Genomic DNA, 17,626 nt, shown 5'->3' on the forward strand with positions numbered 1-17,626 from the left:
AGGGGCGATGCAGGGATGCATCGCGTTGCCGAAGGGGCAGGAAGCCCCTTTCGGCAACCCCGTTCAAAAACGAGGAGCGCAGGGAATAAACGGCATTCGGGTGTCTTTTCTTTTGGATACTTTTCTTTGGACAAGCAAAGAAAAGTATCGCGGCTGTCGGTCCGCGAACCGACATCTAAAATAACCCGTCGCGTTAGCGACACATCAAAAATGAAAGCCATTCACCAAAACATCACCAAAATCCGCCGCGACTACAACGCCCTGGTCGCCAACGAAACCCTGGAAGACTACGCGCTACGCTATGCGCCGCGCAGTTTCCGGAAATGGAGCGAGTTCCAGGTCGCCAACACCGCGTTCGGCTCGACCTCGTTTCTGGTGCTGGAAGCGATCGGCGGCTTTTTGTCGATCAATTACGGCTTTACCAATGCTTGCTGGGCGATTCTGATTGTTGGTATCGTGATTTTCATCACCAGCTTGCCGATCAGTTATTACGCGGCCCGCTACCATATCGATATCGATTTGCTGACCCGTGCCGCCGGTTTCGGTTACATCGGCTCTACCGTTACCTCGCTGATTTACGCCTCGTTTACCTTCACGCTGTTTGCGCTGGAGGCTTCGATCATGTCGTTGGCGATTGAATTGTATTTCCAGATTCCGCTGGCCCTTGCGCATGTGGTCAGTGCGGTGATCGTGGTGCCGCTGGTGACGTTTGGGATTACCACGATCAGCCGGATGCAGTTATGGACGCAGCCAATTTGGCTGGCGCTGTTGATTGCGCCTTACATTGCTGTGGCCCATGCCGAGCCGGAAGCACTGATGACTTTAAAAACTTACTTCTGGATTGCCGGCAGTGGCGAAGGTTTTGATTGGCTGTTGTTCGGCACCGCGACCACCGTAGCGTTTTCGATGGTCGCGCAAATCGGCGAGCAGGTGGATTTTCTGCGCTTCATGCCGGATAAGACCAAGGCCAATAAATTCAAGTGGTGGGCGGCGATGCTGGCGGCCGGTCCGGGCTGGATCGTGTTCGGGGTGGTTCGGCAAATCGCCGGCGCCTTGCTGGCGCATCTGGCGATTCGGCACGGCATCAGTCCGCAGCATGCTCACGAACCGACGCAAATGTATCTGGTGGCCTATAACGAGTTGTTCGAAAATCCGCAATGGGCCTTGGCGACCACGACCTTATTCGTCGTTCTCAGCCAGATCAAGATCAATGTCACCAACGCTTATGCCGGTTCGCTGGCCTGGTCGAATTTTTTCTCAAGGTTGACGCATAGCCATCCGGGGCGGGTAGTGTGGTTGTTGTTTAACGTGCTCATCGCCTTGTTGTTGATGGAGTTTGGCGTATTCGGCGCGCTGGAGAAAGTGCTCGGTTTATTTTCGAATATGTCGATTGCCTGGATCAGCGCGGTGGCGGCGGAGTTGATGATCAACAAACCGCTGGGACTCAGCCCGAAGGAAATCGAATTCAAGCGCGCCTATTTGTCCGATCTGAATCCGGTGGGGATGGTTGCGACGTTTGTGGCGTCGGTCGTGTCGATTCTGGCTTATGTCGGGCTGTTCGGCGAATGGCCCAAGGCTTTTTCGGCATTTATTGCTTTGGGTTTAGCCTTTTTACTGGTGCCGATCATCGCGTATTGTTGCGGCGGTAAACATTATCTGGCGCGCGACCGGAAAAAGCACAATCGTAAGTCGCAAGACAAATGCTCGATTTGCGAGAACGAATTCGAGCACGATGACATGGCCTATTGTCCGGCCTATGCCGGCAGTATTTGTTCCTTGTGCTGTACGCTGGACGCCCGTTGTCTGGATGCCTGCAAGCCGGGATTTCGCTTCGACGATTATTTGGAGAGTCTGGCCAAGAGCCTGATGCCGGATTTTATCGGCATCACCGCGCGTTTGCGCCTGTTGCGCTTTGGGCTGTTGTTCGGTTTTCTGACCATCCTGACCGGGATTTTTATCAGTATCATTTATTACCAGGATTTACTGAGCGTCCAGCATAACCAGCCGGCCTTTGGCTTGTTGATCAACAACTTCCTGAAGATATATGCGTCCTTGCTGGTGTTTATCGGCCTGTGCACCTGGTGGCTGATTTTGAACGCGGAGAGCCGACGGGTGGCGCATGAGGAAACCGCCAAACAGACCCAATTGCTGCTGCTGGAAATCGAACAGCACAAACAAACCGATCTAAAGTTGCAGCAGGCACGACGGATGGCGGATGCCGCCAATCAGGCCAAGAGTCGGTTTTTAAGTAATATGAGTCACGAGATTCGTTCGCCGTTGAACAGCATCGTCGGCTACGCCCACATTTTAAATCAGGACCAGAATATCCCGGAAAACCGCCGGCAAGCCGTCGATACCTTAAAACGCAGCGGCGAGCACTTGAGCGCGTTGATCGAGGATATTCTGGATATTGCCCGCATCGAGGCGCGCAAATTCGATTTTAAATATCAGCCGATTGATTTTCCCGGCTTTATCGAACATCTGGTGCATGTCTTCAAAGCGCAAGCCGAAGACAAGGGCTTGAGTTTCAATTGTCAGCTGACCACCGTGTTGCCGCAGCGCATACGCGGTGATGAAAAACGGGTAGGGCAGATATTGATGAACCTGCTCGGCAATGCCGTCAAGTTCACCAGCCAGGGCGGCATCGTATTTCGGATCGGTTACAGCAGCGGTGTCGCCAGCTTTCAGGTGTCCGATACCGGCAGCGGCATTGACGAGCAGCAATTGCAAAATATCTTTCAACCGTTCACGCGGTTGGATACGCCGACCGGCAATGCGGTGTCGGGTAGCGGTTTGGGGCTGACCATCAGTAAAATCCTCACCGAGGTGATGGGCGGCGAGTTGACGGTGCAAAGTCGTGTCGGCGAGGGATCTACCTTTAGCGTTAGGCTGTTGTTGCCAAGTCTGGGGGTGGAAAATGAAGCGGAACCCCACGCGCCTATCATCGGCTATCAAGGCGCGCGCCGGCGGATCATGGTGGTCGACGACCAGCGCGAACATCGGGAGTTATTGTTGTCCTTGCTCGAGCCGTTGGGTTTTTATCTGGAAGAGGCCGATTCCGGCGAGGCCTGTTTGGACAAGGTGGCGGAACAGCAGCCGGATCTGATTCTGCTGGATATTTCCATGAGCGGCATAGACGGTATCGAAACCGCGATGCGTCTGCGCGAGCTTGGTTTACAGATGCCGATTCTGGTGCTGAGCGCCAATGCCTATCCCGGCGATCGGTTGGCGGTGTTAAATGCGGGGTGCAACGATTTTCTGTCCAAGCCGATTCAAGTCCCGCAGCTGATCAGCAAGCTAAAGCTGTATTTGTCGCTGACCTGGGTTTATCAAGACGATGGTGTGCAAGCGGTTCCCGAGAAAGCGAGCGAGCCGATGCTGGTGCCGCCGCCGGAATTAATACAAGTCTGCGTGGAATGCGTCAGGATAGGCGACTTGTTGGCATTGAAGAAAGTGCTGGCACAACTCAATCAGACCGAGCCGCGCTATAGCGCTTTTTTTGCCAAGCTGATGGCTTTAGCCAACCAATTTCGGGTAGGCGAAATCAGAAAATTGTTGAATATGCACAAACAGGAGGTGTCCCGATGATGGAAGTATCCGCGAGCAATGGCACTGTATTGATAGTCGATGATACGCCAGGCAATCTGGCTTTGTTATCCGATACGCTGTCCGAAGCCAATTATCGGGTATTGGTGGCTACCGATGGTTGTTCGGCCATTGAACAGATTCAATATGTTAAGCCCGACATTATTTTGCTGGACGTGATGATGCCGGGCATCGACGGCTTCGAGACTTGTAGCCGCCTAAAAGCCGACCCGGCGACCGCGCCGATTCCGGTATTGTTCATGACCGGCTTGAGCGAGCTGGACGATTTATTGCGCGGCTTTGGCGAGGGCGCCTTGGATTACATCGTCAAACCGATTCGGCCGGCAGAGGTGTTGGCGCGTATCGAAGTGCATCTGACTCAATCCCGCAACTTACGGCGGGCCGAGAGTTTGCTGGATCATCACGAATTTGCCGCAGTGGCGGTCGATGCGGCGGGCGGTATTGTTTGGCTAACGCCGGCGGCCAGAGAATGGTTAGCGGATTTTTCCGAATTGCAGGCGATGCCAAAGGCTGCGGATGGCACGCTGCCGGAGTCGCTGCACGGCTGGTTTCAGCGTTGGTTGCGGCAAAGTGGGCGGAATGATGCGGAAACCGAATCCGACGCTCATCGCCTGGCGCCGGGGTTTACGCTTAGAGTGAGTGCTTGCCAGCATCCGGATGAATATCTGCTGCTGTTGCAACGGGAAGACGCGCAATGGACTCCGGAAACCTTGCGCGACAAATTGAAATTGACGTTTCGCGAGGCTGAAATCTTAATGTGGATTGCCCGCGGCAAAACCAATAAGGAGATCGGCATCATCCTTACCACCAGTCCCAGAACCGTGAACAAACATCTGGAACATATTTTCGAGAAACTGGGAGTTTCCACGCGGGCGGCGGCGGTGGCGATGGTGTTGCAACGCGGTTAGTTCGGAGTATTAAAAAAGGCCGACAACTTTTTAATAGTTGCAGGCCTTTTTTGTTTGGCTTGGAGAAAGCTTACCTTCTTTAAGGCATGTACATCCCGCCATTCACATGCAATGTCTCGCCGGTGATGTAGGAGGCTTGCTCGGAGGCCAGGAAAGACACGGCATGGGCAATTTCTTCCGGCTGACCTAAACGGCCCAGCGCGATCGAACCCAGCAGGGCGTTCTTAATGTCTTCGGACAATTCCTTAGTCATATCGGTATCGATAAAACCGGGGGAAACGGTGTTTACGGTGATACCGCGTGAACCGACTTCTTTGGCCATGGATTTAGCAAAGCCGATCATGCCGGCTTTCGCTGCGGCATAGTTGGCTTGGCCTGCGTTGCCGGTGGAGCCAACGACTGAGGAAATATTGATGATGCGGCCGTAACGGACCTTCATCATGCTGCGCAACACGGCTTTGCTCATCCGGAAGATAGAGGTCAGGTTGGTGCTGATGATATCGTCCCATTCTTCGTCTTTCATCCGCATTAATAGGTTGTCGCGGGTGATGCCGGCGTTGTTGACCAGGACTGCCGGTGTGCCGTAGGCATCGCCCGTGGTTTTGATAAAGCTTTCGATATCGGCGGAATCGGCGACATTCAATTTATAACCTTTGCCGTTCTCGCCCAGATAAGCGGAAATAGCCTCTGCGCCGCTATCGGAGGTGGCGGTACCGACGACAAAAAATCCGTCGGCGACTAATTTTTCGGCAATGGCCCGTCCTATGCCGCGGCTGGCGCCGGTAACAATGGCGAGTTTTTTATCCACGGAGTTGCTCCACAACGTTGTCAATGGTTTCGGGGTCGTATAGTGTGTAATGCGCGGCATCCGGCGCGATGCGTTTGTTCAAGCCGACTAATACTTTGCCGGGTCCGCATTCGACAAAGGCGGTAACCCCTTGTTCGTGCATGAATTTGACGCTTTCCACCCAACGTACCGGTTTGAACAATTGTTCTTTCAACGCGTAGCGAATCACTTCCGGCGAACCGTGAGATTTGACGTCGGCGTTGTGGATCAACGTGCTATTCGGCATCTCGACGTTAAGGCCTTGCAGCATTTCGTTTAGTTTGTCTGAGGCGGCTTCCATTAGTGCGCAGTGGGACGGCACACTGACCGGTAACTTTAAGGCGCGTTTGGCGCCCAGTGCTTTCAAGGCTTCCATCGCGCGTTCCACCGCAGCGGTTTCGCCGGCAATCACAACTTGACCAGGGGCGTTGAAATTGGCGGCAGCAACGATTTCGCCATTGGCAACTTCGGCGCAGGTATTGACGACTTGATGATCTTCCAGGCCCAGAATAGCTGCCATCGCGCCTTCTCCGGCTGGTACGGCTTCCTGCATCAGTCGGCCGCGCTCGGCCACCAGACGAATGGCGTCTTCATAGCCCAGCGCGCCGGAGCAGACCAGGGCGGTATATTCGCCCAAGCTGTGGCCGGCCATCCAGGCGGGTTTGATATCAGTTTTTTCGCACCAGGCCCGCCATACCGCAACGCCGGCCGCTAGCATTGCCGGTTGGGTGTTATGGGTTTGGTTCAAGTCGGTGTCCGGGCCGTTGGCGACCAGATTCCAAAGGTCGAATCCCAGCGTGTCCGAAGCTTGCTCGAAAGTTTGCTTGACCAGCGGATTGGCGGCGGCCAGTGTGCCCAGCATACCGACAGCTTGCGAGCCTTGTCCGGGAAATACGAATGCCAGATTGTAACTTTGTTCTATCGTCGTCATGTTTAGTACCTGATTAATGCGGAACCCCAGGTGAATCCGGCTCCAAAAGCTTCCATTAATACGGTTTGTCCGCGTTGAATACGGCCGTCGCGCACACCTTCGTTAAATGCCAATAACACCGAGGCAGACGAGGTGTTGCCTTGGTTCTCCAAGGTCAGAATCACCTGATCCATGGACATGCCCAGCTTTTTGGCGGTGGCGGCGATGATGCGGGTGTTGGCTTGATGCGGCACCAACCAATCAATATCGCTTTGCTGCAAGCCGTTGGCTTCCAGGGTTTCATCGACAATCCGGCCTAGCGTGTTGACCGCGACCTTGAATACTTCGTTGCCGCGCATGCTGATGTAAGCCATTTCGTTTTGTTTGGCGACCGCCGCTACCTGCGGATTGGAGCAATACAATAAATCTTCGTAGCCGCCATCGGAATGAATATGCGTGGACAAAATGCCCGGCTTATCGCTAGATGTCAGCAAAATTGCGCCGGCACCGTCGCCGAACAGAATACAGGTGCCGCGGTCGGTCCAATCGACGATGCGGGAACAAATTTCCGAGCCAACCACCAACACATTCTTGGCGAAACCGGTTTTCAGGTATTGATCGGCGATGCTCAGCCCGTAAACGGAACCCGAGCAGGCAGCCTGAATATCGAAACCGACGCATTGCTTGATACCCAAACGTTCCTGCAATAGGCAGGCGGTGCTGGGATAGACGCGATCCGGGGTGCCCGTGGCCACGATGATCATGTCGATGTCTGTAGCGGCGATGCCGGCCATCTCAATGGCTTGCCTAGCGGCGATTTCCGCCATGCTGGACGCGGTTTCTTCCGGTCCGGCTATGCGGCGACTTTTGATGCCGGTTCTTTCATAGATCCAGCTGTCGGATGTGTCCACCGTGGCGGAGATATCGTCATTGGTGCGGATGGTTTCGGGCAGATAGCCGCCCGTACCGATAACATGAGTCCAGCGTGTCATTCATCAACCTTTTGGGTCAGCGCGAGTTCTAGTTTTTCGCTGATTTTACGAATAACGCCCTGCGCGACTTCCACTTCCGCCAAATGGATGGCGGTTTCGAAAGCCAAAGCATCGGCACCGCCGTGGCTTTTGATAACCAGGCCGCGCAGGCCGATGAAACTGGCGCCGTTATACAGGCGCGGGTCTATGCTGTCTTTAAAGCGCTTTAAAACCGGATAAGCAATCAGGCCGGCTAATTTGGTCAGCCAGTTTTGCGAAAAACTGTCCTTCAGTTTGCCGCCTATCATTTTTGCCGCGCCTTCTATCGATTTCAGGGCCACGTTACCGACGAAACCGTCGGCGACGATCAAATCGACTTTGACGCTGCCGGCGTTGATCGAGTTGCCTTCGACGTAGCCGATATAATTCAGCCCGGAATTTTCCAGTAATTTCGCGGCGGCTTTGACTTGTTCGTTGCCTTTCATGTCTTCTTCGCCGATGTTTAGCAAGCCGATGCGCGGGCGATCGATGTTTTCCACGGCCTTGACCACTTCTTCGCCCATGACGGCGAATTGGTAGAGATGTTCGGCACTGGAATCGACGTTGGCGCCTAAATCCAACATGTGGGTGTGGCCGAAAGTAGACGGCAGCGTGGAAATGATCGCCGGGCGTTCGATGCCGGGTATCATTTTCAGCACAAAACGGGCAGTCGCCATCAGCGCTCCGGTGTTACCGGCGCTGACGCAGGCGTCGGCCTTGCCTTCCTGGACCAGGTTAATCGCTACGCGCATGGAAGAATCTTTTTTGTTCTTCAAGGCTTTTTGCGGCGCTTCGTCCATTTCGACCACTTGCGAGGCGTGTTGAATACTGATCCGACCTTTAAACTCGACCAGCGCTTGGGATAGCAGGTTACCAAGAACCGCTTCATCGCCAACCATGATCAGATTTAAGTCCGGATTTTTTCTTAAACAGGCCAGTGAGGCAGGAACGGTAACTTGAGGACCGAAATCCCCGCCCATGGCATCAATTGAGAGAGTTGAGCTCACGCTTAGGACTAACTCCAGTAGTTGAAAGGAGCCAACAGCTGTCCAGCGACGCGTTGGCTTACCCAGAGACTATCAATAAATCAAATATTACTGCCCGTCGTGCTGACGATTGCGCTGGAAAACGCGATACTTGCGGCCGGTCTTGGACTGAGGGCTGCTCGACTCGCCTTGCGAATGGGCTGCGAGTCGGCCTATGGCAGTTTAAAACGATTAATCTTCGTCGTTGCCGGCAATGATTTGACGGCCTTTGAAGAAACCGTCCGGCGTCATGTGGTGACGCAGATGGGTTTCGCCGGTCAATGGATCCTGAGCCAGGGTTTTGCCGACTAATGCATCGTGTGAACGACGTTGACCGCGTCTGGAACGCGATACTTTGCTCTTTTGTACTGCCATTTCAATCTCCAGTTTTTTTAAGTTTTGCTAAAACAGAAAAAGGGTTGTTAGCCTTAGTCTGACTATCTGTTGCGCTGTAATCGGCATCTTCCGAACGGTTGTGCGCGAGACAATCGTGTTCATGCCGAGGGTAGTCGGGCAATGCCAGCAGGATTTCGTCTTCGATCACGGCGTTTAACGATAGGGTGTCGCCGTCCAGCAATAGCGGTTCGCAATCGTCTAGTTGCTTTGCTTCCTGTAGCGAAGAGACAACAGCCAACTTAAAATCGATATCCAGCGGCCAGGTCAGTGCTTGTAAACAAGACTGACACTCCAGCTCCACAACACCCTCGATATGGCCGGCAACGACGATGCGTTTGCCTTCCTTACCAAATTCGATCTTGGCGCTAACGCTGCCGCCATGATCGATCACGCTATCAGACAAGCGCTCGAGCGCAGCGATTTTTATATCCCCGGATAGCGCGCCACGTCTTTCGGCGAACAATAAGGGATCGATATGGTCGGGAAACTTGTCTGACATAACTGTACAATCATACAGATAACTAACTGTTGCGTCAAACGCACACCTACTCAAACCACTAACTACCGATGACCGCCATAGTCCTTGCCTCGAGTTCGAAATACCGCCGCCAATTGTTGGAAAAACTGGGTCTGGATTTCCTTAGTTGCAGCAGCGACATCGACGAGAGCCCGCAATCGGGCGAATCGCCTGATGCTTTGGTACACAGATTATCGCAGGCTAAGGCTGAAGAAGTCGGCAAAACATACTCAAACCATTTGATCATCGGTTCCGATCAGGTTGCCGTGCTGGACCAAGAAATATTGGGAAAGCCCGGCGGGCGCGACGCGGCAATTCAACAACTTGCCAAGCAATCCGGCCGGACCGTGCGATTTTATACCGGCATCTGTGTTTTGAATAGCGCAACGGGTCGAAGCTTAAGCGATATGGATGTTTGCAGCGTGTATTTCAAAAGGCTGACATCGCCGCAGATTGAAAACTACATCGATCTGGATCAGCCCTTCGATTGTGCCGGCAGCTTCAAGTCCGAAGGTTTGGGCATTGCGCTATTCAGTAAAATTGTCGGCGAGGATCCTAATGCCTTGGTCGGTTTGCCGTTGATAAAACTGGTGGCATTGTTGGAAAAATTCGGCGTCGATATACTCTGATCGGCAGCCGATAGCGTTTAATGAAATTTTTTGTTCGGCCCGAGTAATTCAAACATCTGCAAAAACTCCTCTTCGACTTGTTCCATCATCGAGATGATTTGCTCTCGAGTTAAACGCACCAGCGTTAACGATTGATTAGAAAACTCCGCAACGGCTAATTCCAGACCATCGGCTTGTTGGCCGCTATCGACCAGGCGTGCCGCCATATGCAGCAAATGCGCGTCCAATTTGTGCACTTGGGCATCGGCAGGGTTCAGATAGCAGCCTATGGTTTCGTAGAGGGATTCCGGCAAGCCCCAGGTTTTTAGCAATTCCCCACCAACCTCTGCATGAGTGAAACCAATCAGTTCTTGTTCGAAGCCGGCCAACAAGGCGCGGTTATGGTCTGCGGCAAGCAATGCTCTTAAATACTGCTCGGGCATTTTTTGACTGAGCAGCAGCGAGCCTATGTCATGCAATAGACCAGCCAGGAACAGTCTTTCGGTATGCAGCACAGCGCTGGCTTTTGCCAGCAGACGGGCAATGACCGCGCAATGTATGCTGCGCATCCAGAACGAGGTCATGTCGATCAGCTCGTCGGGAATTTTTCCGAAGCGATCAACGACTGTGGTCGCCAATACCAGATTACTCAAGTCGTCGATGCCTATCACGGTAACCGCCCGGGAAATGGTGTCGATCTTGGCTTGAAAGCCGTAGAAAGGGCTATTCACCACGCGCAACAAGCGCGCGCTCAGGGCCGGGTCCCTGGCGATAACCTTGCCGATGTCGGCCAGCGAAAAGCGCGAATCGCGGATCATCTCGCTGAGTTGAAAATAAATATCAGGCAGGGAAAACAGTTCGGTCGAGCCGGCAATCAATTGCTTGATGGCAGCTGCTTTCAATTAACTTTTCCGATACAGCGCCATCACGTGCTGCACATAATTGCGGGTTTCGGGATAGGGCGGCACGCTGTTATTGTATTTCATCACCGCGCCTTCTCCGGCGTTGTAACCCGCCACCGCCAGCGTGAGATTGGAGTTGAACATTGCCAGCAAGTCTTTCAAATAACGGGTGCCGCCGTCGACATTCTGCTCGGCATCGCGCCGGTCGGTGACGCCGTAACGGCGCGCGGTATCCGGCATTAATTGCATCAAACCCACCGCGCCGGCTGACGACACCGCATTGGGGTTATAGGCTGATTCGGCTTGAATCACCGCATGCAGCAGTTTGGGGTCCATTTGATGCTTGGCCGCAGCCTTGGCAACTAAATCGTTAAATTTGAGTTTATTGCCGGACATAAATTTTAGGTCGCGGCTGTAAGTGCGCGGCCGGGTGCGGATGATCAAACGGTAATCGAAGCCTTTTTTCGGCTCGTCGGTGTAATACACCCGACCGCTCGGATCGGTGTATTTGAAAATGTCCGCCCCCGCATCGGTGATTAGCGCTATAGATAGTGTGGCAACCAGCAGGGGTTTCATCGCGTCACCTTTTACCGATTGAACTCATTCAGTCACGCTAATCAGGCTGGCCGCCTGGACCGCCTTGGCGCGAGCATCGCTAACATTGTCGGCCGTGGCGAGTGCTACGCCCATGCGTCTCGCCACGAAGGCTTCCGGTTTGCCGAATAGGCGGATGTCGGTATCGGCAACAGCCAGGGCTTTTTCCAAGCCATGATAGGTCACGGCTTTGGCGTCTATGCCGCCTAGAATCACCGAGCTGGCGGCGGTTTTATCCAATGCGGTGTTGACCGGTAAACCAAGGATGGCGCGGGCATGTAAATCAAATTCGCTTTGCCGCTGGCTGGCCATCGTCACCATGCCGGTGTCGTGCGGGCGGGGGCTGACTTCGCTAAACCAGACTTGATCCCCAGCGATGAATAATTCCACGCCGAATAAACCCAATCCGCCTAGTGCGGTAGTCACTTTGTCGGCAATTTGCTGAGATAAAGCAATTGCTTTGGCGCTCATCGCCTGCGGCTGCCAACTTTCCCGATAATCGCCGTTTTCCTGGCGGTGACCGATTGGTTCGCAGAAATAGGTTTGTACCTGGCCGTCGCCATCCAGCGCCCGCACTGTCAGCAGCGTAATTTCAAAATCAAAGTCGATCTTGGCTTCGACAATCACCTTGCCGGTGTCGGCGCGGCCGCCGGCCTTGGCGTAATCCCAGGCGGCCTGCAACTGATCGGTGCTTTTGACCATGGATTGGCCTTTGCCGGACGAGGACATGGTGGGTTTGATAAAACAGGGATAGCCAATGCCGTCATTGACGGCGGCTTTTAGTTGTTCAAAGGTTTCGGCAAAGGCGTAATTCGAGGTCGGTAAACCGAGTTCGGCGGCAGCCAGCTCGCGGATGCCCTCGCGGTTCATCGTCAATTGAATCGCCCTGGCGTTGGGTACGATGGTGGTGTGGCCTTGGGCTTGGATTTCCGCCAACGCGTCAGTGGCAATCGCTTCGATTTCGGGGATGATGTAATGCGGCCGTTCGGCGGCAATGAGCGTCTTTACCGCCGCTGGATTGGTCATGTCGATCACGTGGCTACGGTGCGCGACTTGCATTGCCGGCGCACCGGCGTAGCGATCCACGGCAATCACTTCCACGCCGTAGCGTTGCAGGGAAATGGCGATTTCTTTGCCTAATTCGCCGCTGCCCAGTAATAATGCTTTGGTGGCGCTGACGCTGTCAGGGGTGCCTATTTTCATGATTTTGCTAAATAGTTATCGATGTCTTGTTTGGAAAAACCAATTTTTTTCGCGACCCGGTCGGCGTGGCTGACTCTGGAAATGCCGGCTATCAATTTAAATGTCGGCAAGTCGTCGGCAAATTCCACTTGTTTGGGGACCGCGATTTTTCTTTTCACAAACTCGTCCACCAATTGATGGTTATGGGTAATTAAAATGGTGCTGTTGCCTTTGCGGTAAAAACCATCCAGCACGTCGATAGACGACTGCATCTTCTCTTCAAAGGTAGTGCCTTCCGCCATTTCGTCAAGCACGACCAAGCTTTTTGCGGTGCTGGCCAGGAAAATATCGCGGGTGCGTTTCAGTTCCGTGCCAAAACGGCCTTCGCCATCGTCGAGATGACTGATTTCCGGGCATTGATAGAAAATTCGATCGGCGACACTCAAACTGGCAGCTTGGGCCGGCACGAAGCAGCCGATTTGCGCCAGCAATTGAATTTGCGTGACTGTTTTGCAGAATGCGGTTTTGCCGCCGCTATTGGGACCGGTCACGCAGACCAGACGTTCGTCGTCCATACTAAAATCGTTGCCAACATAGGTCGGATTTTTTTGACCCAGCACCGGGTTCTTCGCTGCAACCAATTTGATGTTATGGCGTTCGCTGGCGTTCAGTTCCGGCAGCACCATCTCGCTGCCGTAATCTTCGGCATATTTGATAAAGGCCAGCAACTCGTCTAGTTGGCCCAGGCCGTCCAGCATGTCGCCGAGCGCCTGCGAGTTTTTATAAATAGTGCGTAGCGGAATGATGCAGTTGTCTCGGTCGTAACCGCCGATTACCGGAATATAAGCCAAGGCCAAAGGCAGAAAAAACACCGAAGCCACCGACAAACCGTCGCGGGTGACCTGGAACATGTCGGTCGGGAAGATCTGCATCAAGCCCCAGATAGCGGCGATCAACAAACCGATCAGCATAGGCTTGAACAGAGTGGGCCGGAAGATTGTGGCAGGTGAGAACGAGTTTTTGCGTTCTTCCTTGCTTTGCAGGCCTTTCTCGCTGTTATAGACCGGGCCGACCATCAGCGAATACTCGTTGCTGTGGGAAAAATTGCCGATTTTTTCGAACACGCTTTGCAGATAAGGGCTTTGCGGCTTGCCGGAGTTGTAGATCGCACCAACTAAATTCAAAACCACGCGTATGCCGCGTACGTATTGTTTGTAGCCGTAACCTTCGATTTGATAGTCTTCGCGAGCCGTGCCGAAACCGCCGAGAAATTCGCCGAATAATAATAAATACAGCCGGTTTTCCGACGCGGCGGCATTGGCGACAATATTTTCCACGTTGGCGCGCACATCGGGATTGTCTTGAATTTCCCGTACCGCTGCTTGTTTTGCGGCTATCGCCTCCAGATCGCCCAAGGGTTGGCTTAACGAGCGATACAGCACGGTTTTACCGGCGGTAGTGCTGGCGTAGTTGACATAATCGAATAGCTCGTCCACTTCTATGGTGTTAAACGCGCCTTGATCGATCACGCCTTCACCGGTAGGCAAGGGTTGGCTTGTGCGTACCGCCGGCCATTCGTCGTTCCAGCTTTGTAAGATGTTTTGTTGCATATTACCCCCGGTTTTTATGTGCCGCGCTTTATTTAGTGCACGGTTTTGATTAAATCAAGCATCACCTCGACATGAGCGTCGCTGTCGTTTAAACACGGAATGTAGCGATAGGTCTCACCGCCGGCTTCCAGAAAGATTTCCTGGTTGGCGATGGCGATCTCTTCCAGCGTTTCCAAACAGTCTACCGAGAATCCCGGACAAATCACGTCGACGTTTTTGATGCCTTGTTGCGGCAATTCCTGCAACACTTCCACGCAATAGGGTTTCAGCCATTCGGCCTTGCCGAAACGCGATTGAAACACCAGTTTCCATTGTTGCTCGTTCAGTCCCAACTGCTCGGCGAGCAGGCGGCCCGTGGTTTGGCATTGATAGAAATACGGGTCGCCCCATTCTGTCAGCTTGGCCGGCAAGCCGTGAAACGACAGCAGCAGCAATTCGGCCTGACCGTTGGCTTGCCAATGCTGGCGAACCGATTGCGCCAAGGCTTCGATGTAACTGGGGTGTTCATGAAAGTCGCTGATGAAATGTAGGCCGGGCATGTGTCGCCAACTGACAAATTCCTCGGCAACCACATCGAAAATCGAGGCGGTGGTGGTGGAGGAATACTGCGGATACAAAGGCAGGATGACGATTTCCTGGACACCTTGTTTCTGAAAGTTTTGCAGCTTTTCCCGCAAGGCCGGCTTGCCGTAGCGCATCGCGCAGTCGATGACCAAATTCGAGCCATCTACTCCCGCAAAACCTTGCAACTTGGCGGTTAGCTTTTCGGTGAATACGATCAAGGGCGAGCCTTGTTCGGTCCAGATTGATTGATAGGCATGCGCCGATTTTTTGGGCCGAAACGGCAGCACGAACAGATTCAGAATCAGCCACCATAACGGTCTGGGCAAATTGACCACCCGTGGGTCGCCAAGAAACTCGCGCAGGAAGCGGCGCACATCGCCGGTTTTTGGGGAAGCGGGTGAACCCAGGTTGACCAGTAACACCCCAACTTTTTTCGCGCTTGTGTCGGTCATGTTTTTCAGCGATTGATCAGGTTCAGGAATTCGGAGCGGGTGCTGATTTCTTCTCGAAAAATGCCCAGCATCACCGACGTGGTCATCACCGAGTTTTGTTTTTCCACGCCGCGCATCATCATGCAGAGATGTTTGGCTTCGATGACCACCGCCACGCCGCGGGCGTCGATGGCTGTTTCCACTGCCTTGGCAATTTGCCGAGTCAATTGTTCCTGAATTTGCAAGCGGCGACCGTACATATCGACGATCCGTGCCAACTTGGACAAGCCCAAGACTTTGCCTTTCGGCAGGTAGCCGATGTGGCATTTACCGATGAACGGTAATAGATGATGCTCGCATAAGGAGTAAAGCTCGATGTCTTTCACGATCACCATGTCTTCGGTGTCGGCTTGAAATATCGCGCCGTTCAATACCTCTTCCAGGGTTTTTTCGTAACCGTTATTCAGGAATTTAAAGGCTTTTGCGGCCCGTTTCGGCGTGTCCCGCAAACCTTCCCGATTCACGTCTTCGCCTATCGCTTGAATGATTTTGGAGAAATATTCTTCCATTGCCGCCCCCGAGTAAAAAAATGTCGTGAGTATACAGCATCAAACTGTAAATTCTAAGGCGTCCAAAATCACCTGACTGCCGGCTCCAAAACGGGTGGCGTTTTCGCTGAGATGGCGGCGCCAGGCCCGCGCACCATCGACACCATGAAACAGACCCAACATATGCCGGGCAATGCAATGCAGTCTCACGCCTTGTTGCAATTGCTGCTCTATGTAAGGCAGCATTGCCAATACCGTCTCTTGCCGCGACTGGATATGATGCTCGTCGTTAAACAAGCGCCGGTCTACTTCCGCCAATAAATAGGGATTGTGATACACCTCCCGGCCCAGCATGACGCCGTCGACTTGCGTCAATAAATCCAGCGAGCTATCCAAGGATTCGATGCCGCCATTGATGACGATCTTTAGCATTGAGAAATCTTGCTTCAACTGAAACACCACGTCATAACGCAGCGGCGGCACGTCACGATTCTGTTTGGGCGACAGGCCGGACAACCAGGCTTTGCGGGCATGGACGATAAACGTCTCGCAACCGGCCGCCGCCACAGTCTTTATGAAATGTGTAAGTTCGTCGTAGGAATCGCGATCATCGATACCGATCCGCGACTTCACAGTCACCGGCATCGATACCGCTTGGCGCATCGCTGCCACGCACTCTGCGACCAATTCGGGTTCGGCCATCAAGCAGGCGCCAAAGCGGCCATTTTGCACACGGTCGCTAGGGCAGCCGACGTTTAAATTGATCTCGTCGTAACCATAGTCGGCGGCAATTTTTGCGCATTCGGCTAAATCCGCAGGATTGCTGCCACCCAGTTGCAAAGCCACCGGGTGTTCTGTTTGATTGAACTGTAAATGCCGGTCGCGGTTGCCATGCAAGATAGCGCCGGAGGTGACCATTTCAGTGTACAGCAAGGCATGTCGGGATAAGCTTCTATGAAAATGCCGACAATGCCGGTCAGTCCAATCCAGCATGGGTGCTACGGAGAATCTACAGGCTAGGTTTTTGTCAGCTTGTGGTCGTACATGGACGCGGTCAGCGGTCATCGATGGTTCTGGTAGTTGGGAAGCAGGATTTAAATTCGGTGACTTTATTATACTGTGCCGGACTGAATAAAAACGGCAGTAGGCAATCAGACGTTGATGAGGCTGAAAGAGCAAAGCGGTAGGATAGGAAAATATCAGTCGGCTTTACCCGTGTAAATCTTGTCGACCAATTCTTTAAACCACCGAGGTCTAAAAATCACCACGTACAAACCGATGCTGCTGGTAATCGGGATCGGGCCGACGCTAAACAGCATAAACACGATAAAGACTATCGCACATTTGATTCTCGTAAGGTTTGTCGGATTCATATTGCCCCGCCGATATTAAATGATGCTAAAAGCTAACACGTTGTTGGCAAATGCAGCTATTAAGAGCGAAAAAATCCTCGGTGCTGTTTTGAAATAGCGTTGTCGAGTTGCTTGGGAGTCGGGGATGGCTATCTGGTTTGTCCGCGTGGACGTTTCGAGGTAACTCAGTTTACCGATAGTGTTCGGTTGTACTGTTTGCCGGCTTTGTTCTCAGTGAGGTTGCCAACGCATTTGCTGTTGGTTTGCTTGGCATGAAACCGATGGAGCGAATTACCAACCGGCTGGACCAAAGCCTGAGTGCCGGGTTTGAGCGGGCGTGAGGCAAGCGCGTTAATTGTTTCCATGCTGCCCATGCATTGCTTGTGCTTCGGCATGGTTGCGGCGGGGGCGTTTTGGGTGGCCAGAAATACGCCGATAATGATCAGCAAAAAGCTTATGCCGCAACGCTTTAGCTCGCGTACACAGGTTTTCAGGATTTCTTCGGAATTCATTGTTTGTCTCCTAATGTTGGGGTTATAAAAACTTTGCGAGCAGACCTTTTAATGCGCAAACAGGTGTGAATGTTTTAGAAATTAGCGCCAATGCTTTTGCTGTGACCGGCAAAAACGTTGAATAA

Annotated in this window: 18 protein-coding genes and 1 pseudogene; 4 read left to right on the forward strand and 15 right to left on the reverse strand. The window is 53.1% G+C overall.

The genetic code is table 11. The features are described from left to right. The 3 genes and pseudogenes from A1332_RS26165 to A1332_RS21185 form a co-directional block, all read left to right on the forward strand. Positions 1 to 184, forward strand: a pseudogene (locus A1332_RS26165) (hypothetical protein); the annotation flags it as partial. A gap of 26 nt (positions 185 to 210) precedes the next feature. Next, a complete protein-coding gene (locus tag A1332_RS21180) occupies positions 211 to 3,588 on the forward strand; it encodes a response regulator (protein WP_064010403.1) in 3,378 nt (1,125 codons plus the stop codon). Further along, a complete protein-coding gene (locus A1332_RS21185) occupies positions 3,585 to 4,514 on the forward strand; it encodes a response regulator transcription factor (protein WP_064010404.1) in 930 nt (309 codons plus the stop codon). The genes A1332_RS21180 and A1332_RS21185 overlap by 4 nt, the downstream gene beginning before the upstream one ends. A 79-nt stretch (positions 4,515 to 4,593) precedes the next feature. On the opposite strand, the gene fabG is transcribed toward A1332_RS21185, so the two are convergent. The 6 genes from fabG to A1332_RS21215 all read right to left on the reverse strand — a co-directional run bounded on the left by fabG (position 4,594) and on the right by A1332_RS21215 (position 9,180). Beyond that, positions 4,594 to 5,382, reverse strand: a complete 789-nt coding sequence (gene fabG, locus A1332_RS21190; RefSeq protein ID WP_231890380.1) for a 3-oxoacyl-ACP reductase FabG — start codon at positions 5,380 to 5,382, stop codon at positions 4,594 to 4,596. Beyond that, on the reverse strand, positions 5,315 to 6,271 hold the full coding sequence (fabD, locus tag A1332_RS21195) for an ACP S-malonyltransferase (RefSeq protein ID WP_064010406.1): 957 nt from the start codon (positions 6,269 to 6,271) through the stop codon (positions 5,315 to 5,317). The genes fabG and fabD overlap by 68 nt, the downstream gene beginning before the upstream one ends. 2 nt (positions 6,272 to 6,273) lie before the next feature. Beyond that, positions 6,274 to 7,242, reverse strand: a complete 969-nt coding sequence (locus tag A1332_RS21200; protein WP_064010407.1) for a beta-ketoacyl-ACP synthase III — start codon at positions 7,240 to 7,242, stop codon at positions 6,274 to 6,276. Then, positions 7,239 to 8,267 (reverse strand): phosphate acyltransferase PlsX, encoded by a 1,029-nt coding sequence (gene plsX, locus A1332_RS21205; RefSeq protein WP_082879817.1) that lies wholly within the window; start codon positions 8,265 to 8,267, stop codon positions 7,239 to 7,241. The genes A1332_RS21200 and plsX overlap by 4 nt, the downstream gene beginning before the upstream one ends. Positions 8,268 to 8,477: 210 nt before the next feature. Continuing rightward, positions 8,478 to 8,660: a 50S ribosomal protein L32 gene (gene rpmF, locus A1332_RS21210; protein ID WP_020482631.1), complete on the reverse strand. Its 183-nt coding sequence runs from the start codon at positions 8,658 to 8,660 to the stop codon at positions 8,478 to 8,480. A gap of 1 nt (position 8,661) precedes the next feature. Further along, the gene (locus tag A1332_RS21215) at positions 8,662 to 9,180 is read right to left on the reverse strand and encodes a YceD family protein (RefSeq protein ID WP_064010409.1); all 519 of its coding nucleotides are present in this window, start codon (positions 9,178 to 9,180) and stop codon (positions 8,662 to 8,664) included. 68 nt (positions 9,181 to 9,248) lie between these two features. Here A1332_RS21215 and A1332_RS21220 point away from each other — a divergent pair, with 68 nt between their 5' ends. Then, positions 9,249 to 9,827, forward strand: coding sequence for a Maf family protein (locus tag A1332_RS21220; protein ID WP_064010410.1), 579 nt, complete (start codon positions 9,249 to 9,251; stop codon positions 9,825 to 9,827). A gap of 17 nt (positions 9,828 to 9,844) precedes the next feature. Here the strand turns inward: A1332_RS21220 and A1332_RS21225 are convergent, their stop codons facing one another. The 9 genes from A1332_RS21225 to A1332_RS21260 form a co-directional block, all read right to left on the reverse strand. Further along, positions 9,845 to 10,708, reverse strand: coding sequence for an HDOD domain-containing protein (locus A1332_RS21225; protein ID WP_064010411.1), 864 nt, complete (start codon positions 10,706 to 10,708; stop codon positions 9,845 to 9,847). Continuing rightward, positions 10,709 to 11,284, reverse strand: a complete 576-nt coding sequence (locus A1332_RS21230; protein WP_064010412.1) for a lytic transglycosylase domain-containing protein — start codon at positions 11,282 to 11,284, stop codon at positions 10,709 to 10,711. It abuts the gene before it with no gap. Positions 11,285 to 11,308: 24 nt separating this feature from the next. Beyond that, positions 11,309 to 12,505 (reverse strand): formate-dependent phosphoribosylglycinamide formyltransferase, encoded by a 1,197-nt coding sequence (gene purT, locus A1332_RS21235; RefSeq protein WP_064010413.1) that lies wholly within the window; start codon positions 12,503 to 12,505, stop codon positions 11,309 to 11,311. Next, on the reverse strand, positions 12,502 to 14,094 hold the full coding sequence (locus tag A1332_RS21240; protein ID WP_064010414.1) for a MutS-related protein: 1,593 nt from the start codon (positions 14,092 to 14,094) through the stop codon (positions 12,502 to 12,504). Before A1332_RS21240 ends, purT begins: the two co-directional genes overlap by 4 nt. 32 nt (positions 14,095 to 14,126) lie before the next feature. Continuing rightward, positions 14,127 to 15,110, reverse strand: coding sequence for a ferrochelatase (gene hemH, locus A1332_RS21245; protein ID WP_064010415.1), 984 nt, complete (start codon positions 15,108 to 15,110; stop codon positions 14,127 to 14,129). A gap of 5 nt (positions 15,111 to 15,115) precedes the next feature. After that, positions 15,116 to 15,658 (reverse strand): GTP cyclohydrolase I FolE, encoded by a 543-nt coding sequence (folE, locus tag A1332_RS21250; RefSeq protein ID WP_064010416.1) that lies wholly within the window; start codon positions 15,656 to 15,658, stop codon positions 15,116 to 15,118. Positions 15,659 to 15,697: 39 nt separating this feature from the next. Continuing rightward, entirely contained in the window at positions 15,698 to 16,702 is a 1,005-nt protein-coding gene (dusA, locus tag A1332_RS21255; protein WP_082879818.1) for a tRNA dihydrouridine(20/20a) synthase DusA, read from the reverse strand. 134 nt (positions 16,703 to 16,836) lie between these two features. Beyond that, the gene (locus A1332_RS25775) at positions 16,837 to 17,010 is read right to left on the reverse strand and encodes a hypothetical protein (RefSeq protein WP_197491528.1); all 174 of its coding nucleotides are present in this window, start codon (positions 17,008 to 17,010) and stop codon (positions 16,837 to 16,839) included. A gap of 164 nt (positions 17,011 to 17,174) precedes the next feature. Then, a complete protein-coding gene (locus A1332_RS21260) occupies positions 17,175 to 17,501 on the reverse strand; it encodes a hypothetical protein (RefSeq protein ID WP_064010418.1) in 327 nt (108 codons plus the stop codon). Positions 17,502 to 17,626: the final 125 nt, after the last annotated feature.

It is taken from the genome of Methylomonas methanica, assembly GCF_001644035.1.
GTDB lineage: Bacteria > Pseudomonadota > Gammaproteobacteria > Methylococcales > Methylomonadaceae > Methylomonas > Methylomonas methanica_A.

Excerpts from the sequence above, each read along its gene's own strand:
- A1332_RS21180 (WP_064010403.1), top strand. The coding sequence starts at position 211 with ATGAAAGCCATTCACCAAAACATCACCAAAATCCGCCGCGACTACAAC.
- A1332_RS21185 (WP_064010404.1), top strand. The coding sequence starts at position 3,585 with ATGATGGAAGTATCCGCGAGCAATGGCACTGTATTGATAGTCGATGAT.
- fabG (WP_231890380.1), bottom strand. The coding sequence starts at position 5,382 with ATGCCGCGCATTACACACTATACGACCCCGAAACCATTGACAACGTTG.
- fabD (WP_064010406.1), bottom strand. The coding sequence starts at position 6,271 with ATGACGACGATAGAACAAAGTTACAATCTGGCATTCGTATTTCCCGGA.
- A1332_RS21200 (WP_064010407.1), bottom strand. The coding sequence starts at position 7,242 with ATGACACGCTGGACTCATGTTATCGGTACGGGCGGCTATCTGCCCGAA.
- rpmF (WP_020482631.1), bottom strand. The coding sequence starts at position 8,660 with ATGGCAGTACAAAAGAGCAAAGTATCGCGTTCCAGACGCGGTCAACGT.
- A1332_RS21215 (WP_064010409.1), bottom strand. The coding sequence starts at position 9,180 with ATGTCAGACAAGTTTCCCGACCATATCGATCCCTTATTGTTCGCCGAA.
- A1332_RS21220 (WP_064010410.1), top strand. The coding sequence starts at position 9,249 with ATGACCGCCATAGTCCTTGCCTCGAGTTCGAAATACCGCCGCCAATTG.
- A1332_RS21230 (WP_064010412.1), bottom strand. The coding sequence starts at position 11,284 with ATGAAACCCCTGCTGGTTGCCACACTATCTATAGCGCTAATCACCGAT.
- purT (WP_064010413.1), bottom strand. The coding sequence starts at position 12,505 with ATGAAAATAGGCACCCCTGACAGCGTCAGCGCCACCAAAGCATTATTA.
- A1332_RS21240 (WP_064010414.1), bottom strand. The coding sequence starts at position 14,094 with ATGCAACAAAACATCTTACAAAGCTGGAACGACGAATGGCCGGCGGTA.
- hemH (WP_064010415.1), bottom strand. The coding sequence starts at position 15,110 with ATGACCGACACAAGCGCGAAAAAAGTTGGGGTGTTACTGGTCAACCTG.
- folE (WP_064010416.1), bottom strand. The coding sequence starts at position 15,658 with ATGGAAGAATATTTCTCCAAAATCATTCAAGCGATAGGCGAAGACGTG.
- dusA (WP_082879818.1), bottom strand. The coding sequence starts at position 16,702 with ATGACCGCTGACCGCGTCCATGTACGACCACAAGCTGACAAAAACCTA.
- A1332_RS25775 (WP_197491528.1), bottom strand. The coding sequence starts at position 17,010 with ATGAATCCGACAAACCTTACGAGAATCAAATGTGCGATAGTCTTTATC.
- A1332_RS21260 (WP_064010418.1), bottom strand. The coding sequence starts at position 17,501 with ATGAATTCCGAAGAAATCCTGAAAACCTGTGTACGCGAGCTAAAGCGT.